The 7,934-nt window shown below is 63.8% G+C and carries 9 protein-coding genes; 4 read left to right on the top strand and 5 right to left on the bottom strand.

Features of this window, described 5'->3' with window-relative positions; genetic code table 11:
- Together EN906_RS15015 and EN906_RS38965 are read left to right on the top strand one after the other, a co-directional pair.
- Window positions 1–911: GMC family oxidoreductase N-terminal domain-containing protein (locus tag EN906_RS15015; RefSeq protein ID WP_348629279.1), on the top strand; the 911-nt coding region annotated here is incomplete at its 5' end.
- Window positions 887–994: a GMC oxidoreductase gene (locus tag EN906_RS38965; protein WP_348629278.1), complete on the top strand. Its 108-nt coding sequence runs from the start codon at window positions 887–889 to the stop codon at window positions 992–994. The genes EN906_RS15015 and EN906_RS38965, both read left to right, overlap by 25 nt.
- Window positions 995–1,111: 117 nt before the next feature.
- Here EN906_RS38965 and EN906_RS15010 read toward each other — a convergent pair whose 3' ends face one another.
- The 3 genes from EN906_RS15010 to EN906_RS15000 form a co-directional block, all read right to left on the bottom strand.
- Complete coding sequence (locus tag EN906_RS15010) at window positions 1,112–2,134, bottom strand: fatty acid desaturase (protein WP_127273297.1); 1,023 nt, start codon at window positions 2,132–2,134, stop codon at window positions 1,112–1,114.
- A 151-nt stretch (window positions 2,135–2,285) separates the two neighbouring features.
- Window positions 2,286–2,663 (bottom strand): hypothetical protein, encoded by a 378-nt coding sequence (locus tag EN906_RS15005; protein WP_127269664.1) that lies wholly within the window; start codon window positions 2,661–2,663, stop codon window positions 2,286–2,288.
- Window positions 2,664–2,762: 99 nt separating this feature from the next.
- The gene (locus EN906_RS15000; RefSeq protein ID WP_127269662.1) at window positions 2,763–2,963 is read right to left on the bottom strand and encodes a hypothetical protein; all 201 of its coding nucleotides are present in this window, start codon (window positions 2,961–2,963) and stop codon (window positions 2,763–2,765) included.
- 239 nt (window positions 2,964–3,202) lie between these two features.
- Here EN906_RS15000 and grpE point away from each other — a divergent pair, with 239 nt between their 5' ends.
- Window positions 3,203–3,838 carry a nucleotide exchange factor GrpE gene (grpE, locus tag EN906_RS14995; RefSeq protein ID WP_127269660.1) on the top strand — a complete coding sequence of 212 codons (636 nt, stop codon included), beginning with the start codon at window positions 3,203–3,205 and terminating at the stop codon, window positions 3,836–3,838.
- Window positions 3,839–3,957: 119 nt separating this feature from the next.
- Window positions 3,958–4,590, top strand: a complete 633-nt coding sequence (locus EN906_RS14990; protein ID WP_127269659.1) for a trimeric intracellular cation channel family protein — start codon at window positions 3,958–3,960, stop codon at window positions 4,588–4,590.
- Window positions 4,591–4,675: 85 nt separating this feature from the next.
- On the opposite strand, the gene EN906_RS14985 is transcribed toward EN906_RS14990, so the two are convergent.
- Together EN906_RS14985 and EN906_RS14980 are read right to left on the bottom strand one after the other, a co-directional pair.
- Window positions 4,676–5,551 carry a GNAT family N-acetyltransferase gene (locus EN906_RS14985; RefSeq protein WP_023812526.1) on the bottom strand — a complete coding sequence of 292 codons (876 nt, stop codon included), beginning with the start codon at window positions 5,549–5,551 and terminating at the stop codon, window positions 4,676–4,678.
- A gap of 181 nt (window positions 5,552–5,732) precedes the next feature.
- The coding region (locus EN906_RS14980) for a PAS domain-containing hybrid sensor histidine kinase/response regulator (protein ID WP_164777180.1) at window positions 5,733–7,934 on the bottom strand (2,202 nt) is incomplete at its 5' end.

Below are 7,934 nucleotides of genomic sequence, written 5' to 3'. Positions count from 1 at the left end.
CCGCCTATCTCCATCCGGTGATGCAGCGGAGCAATCTGACCGTGATCACGCGGGCGCACGCCACAGGCATCGTCCTTGCCGGCAAGCGCGCCACCGGCATCCGCTACCGGACGCGCAAAGGCGAGGCAGTGGCACAGGCGTCGCGCGAGGTGATCCTCTGCGGTGGTGCCTTCGGTTCGCCGCAGCTTCTGTTGCTGTCGGGTATCGGCCCGGCGGCCGAACTTGCCGTGCATGGCGTTCCCGTCGTCCACGAATTGCCGGGCGTCGGCAAGAACCTGCAGGACCACCTCGATTTTATCGTCGGCTGGAGATCGAAGGACACCGATATGCTCGGCATGAGCCCGCGCGGCGCGTGGGGTTTCCTCAGGCACATCGCGCAGTGGCGGCGGGATGGAACCGGGCTGATCGCCTCGCCGTCGGCCGAGAGCGGCGCTTTCGTCAAATCCGACCCGGCGCTTGAGCGCCCTGACCTGCAGCTGCAATTCGTCATCGGCCTGGTCGAAAACCATGCGCGCACGCTGCACTACGGTTTCGGCTTCTCCTGTCATGTCTGCATATTGCGGCCGCACTCGCGTGGCGAGGTTGGGCTGGCCAGCGCCGATCCACTTGCCGCGCCACGCATCGATCCGCGCTTTCTCGGCGACCAGCGCGATGCGGAACTGCTGCTGAAAGGCGTGAGGATCACCCGGCAGGTGCTGGCTTCGCCGGCGCTGACGCGCTACCGGCACAAGGAAATGCACATCGCCGGCGAGCCGAGCGATGCCGATCTGATGACCCATATCCGTACCCGCGCCGACACGGTCTATCACCCGGTCGGCTCCTGTCGGATGGGGTCGACGAGATGGCGGTGGTCGATCCGCAACTCAAGGTGCGCGGGCTTGAAGCCTTGCGTGTCGTGGACGCCTCGGTGATGCCGACACTGATTGGTGGCAACACCAATGCCCCAACCATCATGATCGCCGAAAAGGCCGCCGACATGATCAGGGCTGCCTGATCGGAGCTCCAGGCCGCGGCGCCCATGGCGCGGCGGTCTTCTTGTTGTGACGCAATTGCCCAGGGAAAACGCTACGCGTTTTCCCTGGAAAACCGTTCACACTTCTCCTGGAATTGCTTAAGCCGCCGCCCGTGCCTCGCGGAACGACACCAGCTTGCGGCGGTTTTCGTCCCACAATGCCAGTTTGACGCAGCGCAGGCTTTCGAGCAGCGTAACCCGGCCTATGTCGCGCAACTCGGGATAATCCCGCAGCACTTCCTGCAACCGGTAGCACGGCACCTTGGCCGAGAGGTGATGGACGTGATGGACACCGATGTTGCCGGTGAGCCAGTTCAGCACCGGCGGAAGGTCGTAATACGACGATCCGTGCAAGGCGGCGTGCTGGAATTCCCAGTCGGCATCCTTCGCCCATTCTGTTTCCTCGAACTGGTGCTGGACGTAGAACAGCCAGATGCCGGCCGAACCGGCGAGGATGACGATCGGCAGGTGAACCACCAGGAAAGCGCCCGGGCCGACGAACCAGATAAGGACGGCTGCTGCGACCGCGATGCCAAGGTTGGTGGTCATCGACGACACCCAAGGGGTCAGGCCGCCGCGCATCATGCCGACGGGTAGCCTCTGCTCGAAGATGAAAAGCCAGATCGGACCGAGCCCGAACATCACCAGCGGATGGCGATAGAGACGATAGGCGAGGCGGCCCCGCCACGACATCTGCCGGTATTCTGCAACGGTCAGCGTCCGGATGTCGCCCATGCCGCGTTCGTCAAGATTGCCGGCGCTGGCGTGGTGCGTCGCGTGGGCGCGCCGCCAGCAATCGTAGGGCGTCAGCGTCAGGATGCCGAGCGCGCGGCCAATCCAGTCGTCCGCGTAACGATTGGCGAAGAAGGAGCCGTGGCCGCAATCGTGCTGGATCATGAAGATGCGCACCAGAAACCCGGCCGCGGGGAGGATGAGGACCAGTCCCCACCAATGGCCATAGGCATAAGCCGCCGAAGACAGCCCCCAGAGTATGGCGAATGGAATGAGGGTGATGGCGAGTTCGACGGCGCTGCGCCGCCTGTCAGGCTTCTTGTAGCGGGCGAGAATCTTCAACCAGGCGCGCTTGCTGTTGGCGACCGCCTCAGGGGAAATCATGTTCATCAGGAAGCATAGGCGGGGCGCCTCGCCGCCGCAAGGCAACATCACGCAAAATTACTGTGCGTAATTGTCGCGTAGCTTGGCGATCGAGCCTGCCAACCCGCCAGCTCGACCTGCTGATGGCTCTGAGCGTCGGTTTTCCGCTGGTCGATCGCTATTCGCGATCGAGGATAGGGCAGCCGCGCTCGGTGCCAAAAGTCACGCGCACGCGGTCGCCGCCCTGTCTGCCGCGGACCGTGATCTCCCGGCGGCCGACGGACTCTATCCTTGCGCGGCGGATGCCCATTCGGTCTGCCTTGTCGAGAGCCCGGTCTTCCGTGCAGCCTCGTTGACGGCGGTCGCGCCGATCGTCGCGACGGGGGCCTTCGCAATCGTCGTAGGCGGGGTCGCAATCTTCCATGAGCTTCAGCCGCGGGCCATGTTTGCCCAATTGCAGCTGAAGATTGTCTGCTTGTGCCGGAAAGGCCGCCAAGGTGATGGCGCCGAGGCCGACAAACGCTATCAGCGATGAGGTGATCGAAACCTTGCGCATTTACGTCCTCCATTGAACCACAACACATCTATCCTTAGATGGTTCGGCTCTCCCCGGCTATTGCCGATAGGAGGTTTGCTGCCAAGATCGATTGTTGCGTTACCGCCGGCGCCAGCCGATGTCACCGCGCTCCGCCCCATCGAGGCGGTCGAGCAGTTCTCTGAACCGATCGGGGATGTCGGCCTCGGTGCGGAAGGCCGGCAAGGTGCGCAGAAAGCGGGTCACCGCCTCGGCGCCGAACTGGCGCCTGATCTCGATGGCCAGCCCCTCTGCCTTTTCGCCCATGTTGCGGGTCATCATCTCAAAATCCTGTGTCGGCTTCGAAACTCCTGCAGCAAGAGAATGGTTCCCCCATCATGCCTGTATGGCAAGCAAAGCCCGCGGTTAAGGTAAAATTTGAATTAAAGTCGAAATGTCTTGCCTGTCATTGCCCGGCCTTGGCCGGCGGCTTCCATAGTCGCTTACCCCTTGATTTTTGGCCACCAAACATCGATATCGGGCACAAAATCCACATCATTCGAGATTGACGGGAAACGGCGATGAGCGACCAGGCAAAAGACGAACGCGCGCCCGACGAAGTCGAGGCGACCGAGCCCACAGCCGAGCGCACGGAAGGCAGCACCGACGGCGACTATGAAGCCCTTGTGCGGCTGCTGAAGGAAAATGAAGAGCTGAAGGACCGCGCGCTGCGCGTGGCGGCGGAGATGGAAAACCTGCGTCGCCGCACGGCGCGCGATGTGCACGATGCGCGAACCTACGCGGTCGCGAATTTCGCCCGCGACATGTTGTCGGTGTCGGACAATCTGCGCCGCGCGCTGGATGCGATTCCCGCCGAGGCCAAGGCATCGGGTGACGCCGGCTTCAAGGCGCTGATCGAAGGCGTCGACCTCACCGAGCGCGCCATGCTGTCGGCGCTGGAACGGCATGGGGTCAAGAAGCTCGCGCCGGAAGGCGAGAAGTTCGATCCCAATTTCCACCAGGCGATGTTCGAAGTGCCCAATCCGGATGTCCCGGCCAACACCGTGGTCCAGGTCGTGCAGCCGGGGTATTCGATCGGCGACCGCGTGCTGCGCCCGGCCATGGTCGGCGTCGCCAAGGGTGGTCCGAAGTTCGCCGCCGCTGAAGCACCGGTTGAGCCGGGGCCGGTGAACGAGCAGGCTGAGAAGGATGCGTAGTTAGGGCAGTAAGGGAGTAAGGGAGTAAGGGAGTAAGGGAGCGTACCAACGGTGCGGCTTTGTGATAAACATACTCTCCTATTCTCCTATTCTCCTCTTCCCTTACTCCCCTGGTCTGCATGAATGCCATCGCGCTTCTCGACTATGCCGGTGTCGCCGTCTTCGCGGCGACCGGCGCGCTTGCGGCTTCGCGTAAGCAGCTCGACATCATCGGCTTCCTGTTCCTGGCCAGCGTCACCGGGATAGGCGGCGGCACGCTGCGTGACGTCATCCTCAACCTGCCGGTTTTCTGGGTCGCCAACTCCGGCTATGTGCTGGTCTGCGCCGCGGTTGCGGTGCTGGTCTTCTTCAGCGCGCATCGTGTCGAATCGCGCTGGAAATGGCTGCTCTGGCTCGACGCCATCGGGCTCGCCGCCTTTTCGGTGATGGGCGCGGCCAAGGGGCTTGCGATTACCGGCTCGCCGGTCGTCTCCGTCATCACCGGCGTGCTCACCGCCACTTTCGGCGGCATTTTGCGCGATCTCCTTGCCGGCGAGCCATCGGTGCTGCTCAGGCCCGAAATCTACGTCACGGCCGCCCTTGCGGGTGCCGGGCTTTACACGCTTGGCGATCTTGCCGGACTGCCGCCGCTCACCTCGAACCTTGCCGGCTTTGCGGCGGCGTTCCTCGTGCGTGGCGGTGCGCTCAAATTCGGCTGGTCGTTTCCGTCCTACAAGAGCCGACCCGGCCGGCGGCCGGAAGATATTTTGTGAAAGGAAGCGAATAGCGAGTAGCGAATAGCGAATAGCGAATAGGAGCTGAACGAGATAGCTCTCGCTACTTTCTATTCGCTATTCGCTATGCTGCGAAGCGCTGGGCTTCGCCGCCATAGTAGTTGACGTAGCGGGCGCCGATTTCCTTGACCGGCATCACGACGAACACATCGACCGTCGAGAATTCGCGATCGATGACGCAGCCGTCGCCGATGCGGGCACCGACGCGCAGATAGCCCTTGACCAAAGGCGGCATCGCGGCGATCGCCGCCTTGGCATTGACGGCCTCGATCGGCATCAGGTCCATCGAGCAGTAGCGCCCGGACACCGCGCGCACGTCCCAGGCCGAATTGGTGCGGCAGTGGTGGGCGAGGTAGGTGAGCGCCTCGGCATGCGCCGCCGGCACGGTGCCGTGGAAGGAAGCGCAACCAGTCATCACACCGATTTCGTAATGGTTGATGTAAGCCCAGATGCCTTGCCACAACGCCTCGATGGTGCGCTTCGAGCGGTATTCCGGCAAAACGCAGGAGCGGCCGAGTTCAAGGAAACGCTGGCCGGGGTGACGGGCGATGAGCTTGGTCAGCTCGAATTCACCTTCGGAATAGAAACCGCCGGCCGTGGCCGCGATTTCTTGCCGCAGCAGCCGATATGTGCCGACGATGCGGCGATGTTCGGGACCGGAAAGCGTGGTGTCCAAAACAAGCAGATGATCGCAGAGCGGATCGAACCGGTCGGCGTCACGGCGGTCATGGGCCTGGAACAGGTCCTTCCTGGCGCCAAGTTCGTCGTAGAACACCCGGTAGCGCACTTCCTGCGCGGCCGCGATCTCGGCCTCGTTGCGAGCGAGCCGCACTTCAAGATTGCCTATACGGCCCAGCGCCGCGCCCTTTATGACGGAATCGACGTTACGTCCGGCAAGCAAGGCGCTGCTGGCGTTCGGCCGAGTGTCACATTCCGGCATAACTGTATGCACGAGTGATTCTCCTTCGAGCCATCCCTCTTGGCACGGGGATACGGTGTAGGTGCAACAGGATTGTGACAGTACCGTGATACGACGCCGTGGGCAATACTTCGTCGGCTGGCGAATACGATCAACCGGCTACGTTTAAGTGATCGCGCGGTGCGGATGGGCGGTGGAAAGCTCAGGCTGCGACGACCTGGCCCTCGACGGCATTGACCAGCGCCTCGGGGTCGAGCGGCTTGGTGACAAAGCCGCTGGCGCCATGGGCCAACACCGCATGGCGGGTCTTTTCCTGGCTGTCGGCCGACAGCACCATGATCGGTACCGGCCGCACGGCACTTTCTTCCTCATGGCGGCGGATGGCGGCGATCGCGTCCAGCCCGTCCATGACCGGCATGTGCAGATCCATCAAGACCACGTCGAAGCGGTCCTTGTGCGCGGCGCCGGTGACAGCCTCGACGGCGGCCTTGCCGTTGCCAACCACCCTGACGCGATGCCCGGCCTTCAGCAGCGTGGCGCGGGCCAGCATGGCGTTGATGTCATTGTCCTCGGCGATCAGCACCGACAGGCCGCGCTGGCGGTTGCCGACGGCGCGCAGCGACGGCGCGCCGCGCTTTTCGGGCTGCGGCGGGCCGAGGCTCGGAGCATGGCTGCTCAACAGCACACGCAAAAGTGTTCCGCCGCGCACTGGCCTGGCCAGGAAGGTTGCGTAGCCGCTGGCACGGAACTCGCCAAGCATGCCGCGATCGGTCGGCGCGATCAGCGTGATCGCCTCACAGTCGGAGAAACCGCTCTGGCGCAGGCGCTTGAGCAGCCTTCCGTCGCCTTCTTCCATCGCTGCATCGACCAGGATCGCATCGCAGCCGGCGGCGAAAGGCGCGGCCTGTGCTGCAGTGGTGGCGATGTCGACCGCGCCGCCATTGGCGCGGATGGTGCGGGCGATGGCGTCGGCCTCGACGGCGTTCTTCGACAGGATCACCGCGCGTCTGCCCGAGAGAGCATTCTGGTGGCCCTGCGGCGCTTCGGTGGCCGCTATCGCAGGGATTTCGAAGACGAATTCGGATCCCTGGCCGAGCCGGCTGGATACCGAGATCGTGCCGCCCATGGCGGCCACCAGGCGTCTGGAGATGGCAAGGCCGAGGCCGGCCCCGCCATGTGTGCGTGTCGACGTGCCGTCGGCCTGCTCGAATTCCTCGAAAATGCGCTCCAGGTCGGCGTCACGCAGGCCCGGACCGGTATCGGCGATGGTGAAGCATATGCGGTCGCTGGTTTCGGTGCGTGCGCGTGCTATGCTCACCAGCACGCCGCCGCTGTCGGTGAACTTGATGGCGTTGCCGATGAGGTTGAGAAGCACCTGCCTGACCTTGCCCGGATCGGCGGTGATCAATTGCGGCACGTCGGGTTCGACATGGCAACCCAGTCCGATATCCTTGGCGAAGGCGCGCGCCGCCAGCAATTCGATGATGTTGTCGGCGATCTCGCGCACCGACATCGGCTGCGGCTCGGGGTCGAAGCGCCCGGCTTCGATCTTGGAATAGTCGAGAAGATCCTCGATCAGGGCAAGCAATGCGCTGGCCGAGGTCGAGACGGCGCCGACATAGGTCTGCTGCTCCGGCGACAGGCTGGTGTCGGCGAGCAACCTGGCCATGCCCATGATGCCGTTCATCGGGGTGCGGATTTCATGGCTGACGGTAGCGAGGAAGCGCGATTTGGCCTGGCTGGCATATTCGGCCCGTTCGCGTGCGGTGATCAGCGACGATTCGGCGCGTTTGCGGGCGGTGATGTCGCGGGCGATGGCGCGGTGTGAAACGGCGCCGCTGTCCTTGTCGCGCACCGACAGTTCGATCCAAGAGAACCAGCGCTGCCCGCTCGGCGTGCTGATGGAGACATCGGTGGAACTCAGGCACTCATGGTCGGAAAAGGCGGCATCGGGAACCATGCCGACCTCGATGCCCAGTTCCGCCAGGGTCTTGCCGGCGAGGTCGCGCTGGTCGATCTCGACGAGATCGGCGAAGACCTTGTTGGCATAGACGATGTAGCCGTCGCGGTCGCGATGGATGACGAGATCGCCAAGCGCGTCGATCAGGCCGCGAAAGCGCTCGTCGCTCTCCTGCATCTCCCACATGCGGTCGGCCAGCGTCTCGATCTCGGCGCGGCTGCGGGCAGTGGTTTCGTCAAGAAGGGCGGAGGTGCGATGTTCGCTCCGCCTGGCGCGCAAATGCAGGGCAAGGCCGGCAAGGCCGGTTGCCAGCAATGCGACGCTGATGAAGATCGGTGCCCCGGTCAGATGCGCCAGCCCGGCCACCAACACGATGGCGACGAATGTCAGAAAGGGCAGGCTTTCGCGCCTGGAGAATTCCGGCTCGGGCACCAGCGGCGGCGC

Origin of the sequence: Mesorhizobium sp. M7A.F.Ca.CA.004.06.1.1 (assembly GCF_003999135.1) — a bacterium.
Lineage (GTDB): Bacteria > Pseudomonadota > Alphaproteobacteria > Rhizobiales > Rhizobiaceae > Mesorhizobium.
This window is presented reverse-complemented; position numbering and strand designations above follow the sequence as displayed.